Source organism: Coxiella-like endosymbiont, assembly GCF_002871095.1.
Lineage (GTDB): Bacteria > Pseudomonadota > Gammaproteobacteria > Coxiellales > Coxiellaceae > Coxiella.
In genome coordinates, this window is sequence record NZ_NSHJ01000026.1 from 1 (window position 1) to 1,813 (window position 1,813).

Below are 1,813 nucleotides of genomic sequence, written 5' to 3' on the forward strand. Positions count from 1 at the left end.
GGGTTTTAGCAAATAATCGAGCCAGAGGCTTTTTTCTCTTAAATCACCTTTTTTGCTAATTTCTCTTTGTTAAGAAAGACTAAATTCTAATTAATTCAATATTAATGCCTAAATTTAATTTCGCTACTTATTGTATATATTCAATAAAGCTTTTCACACTTTTATGGATACAATCTCTAATAAAACAATTGCTGTCTATGTCAAGCTTAGAAATATCTGCTTTGTTAATTTAGTTACTAAAACCGAGAGATTTGTAGCCTCAGTCAAAGGGGATTTAAAATAATTACCTATTTATTTTCCCTCAAGTGTACATCAAATTCCACTAATTTTAAACCTAAATTACTTTGATAGCTCAAAGTGAGGATAATATATTTTTACATGCAACTAAAAGCACTCCCCGATAAGAAATCATTTTTTTCGCAAATTAAGGTGTAATAAAATATTTCTCCTCTTACATATTACCAAAATCCTTGTTACTATTAATGTACTTTTTTCGAGTTGAGATATTATAAAAAATTTTATTTATGCCACAAGTACTTAAACGAAATCATTTCACACACGAAAGCTTAATACGTTATGCCCGCATGCTTGGCTTTGGTGACATTCATATTAAACTAGATCCCGCGAGTAGACTCCAAGCTATCATTGCCATTCACAGCACAAAACGGGGGCCTGCTATTGGTGGGTGTCGTTTCTATCAATACCCATCCATGGGTTCAGCGTTAAAAGATGCTTTACGCTTATCCTATATGATGACCTTAAAAGCTGCTTTCAGTGATCTTCCTCACGGCGGGGCTAAAGCCGTCATTATAAAGCCCTCCGTTACTTACGACCGAGAACTGCTTTTTCGTTCTTTTGGCGATTTTGTGCATAACTTGAACGGACAATACATCACAGCCATGGATATCGGAACAACGACAAAAGATATGGATATTATAGCCGAACGCACATCCGAGGTAATCGGAGCTGCAGGCACTGATAAAATTCAAGGTGATCCCTCCCCTTTTACTGCGAAGGGTGTGTTTCGTGGATTACAGGCCGCCGTTAAATTTAAATGGAATAGTGATACTTTAGAAGGCTTACACATCGCTCTACAAGGTGCTGGTAAAACCGCTTACTATTTAGCCGAACTTTTACACCAACAAGGGGCAAGCCTCACTATCTGTGATCCTAAATCCGAAGCAATCCAACCCTTTGTAGATAAATTTAAAGCCACAGTAGTTTCACCCGAGAAAATTTATGATGTAAAATGCGATATTTTTTCACCTGCTGCTATAGGCAGTGTTATTAATTTAAATACACTCAACCGAATTAAGGCTTCCATTATTGCAGGACCAGCTAATAACCAACTCGCTCATCGAAAATATGGTCTTATAGCTCATCAACGTGGATTTCTCTACGTTCCCGATTACGTTATTAATTCTGGAGGATTAATTCATGCAGCTTCAGTGCATGATTATCATAACGTGGATATCGCTAACCAATTAATCGAAAAATTATACGACCGTCTTTTAGAATTATTTAACCGTTCCATTAAAGAAAATCAACCAACCACTGAAGTAGCTGATTTAATCGCTAGGGAAAAACTTACTACTACAAATTACCATGATTTGAAAACAGTATGACAATCAAAAAATAACCACGGTGGGTAAAACTTTACCTTTCAATATTGATAACACAGTTTTTCAATATTATAAACACTCACCTTACTCAACCTGTTCCTTGAATTTAGATCCTATCAATACTCTCTTGATCTTTACCCTCAGATGACTATGATTCACCACTTCAATTATAAAAGGCCGAACCCTTCAAG

1 protein-coding gene is annotated in these 1,813 nt (G+C 35.9%); it reads left to right on the forward strand.

Annotation, left to right across the window (positions count from 1 at the left end; all coding sequences use genetic code 11):
• Positions 1-524: 524 nt before the first annotated feature.
• Positions 525-1,625 (forward strand): Leu/Phe/Val dehydrogenase, encoded by a 1,101-nt coding sequence (locus tag CLERM_RS00285; RefSeq protein WP_102156636.1) that lies wholly within the window; start codon positions 525-527, stop codon positions 1,623-1,625.
• Positions 1,626-1,813: the final 188 nt, after the last annotated feature.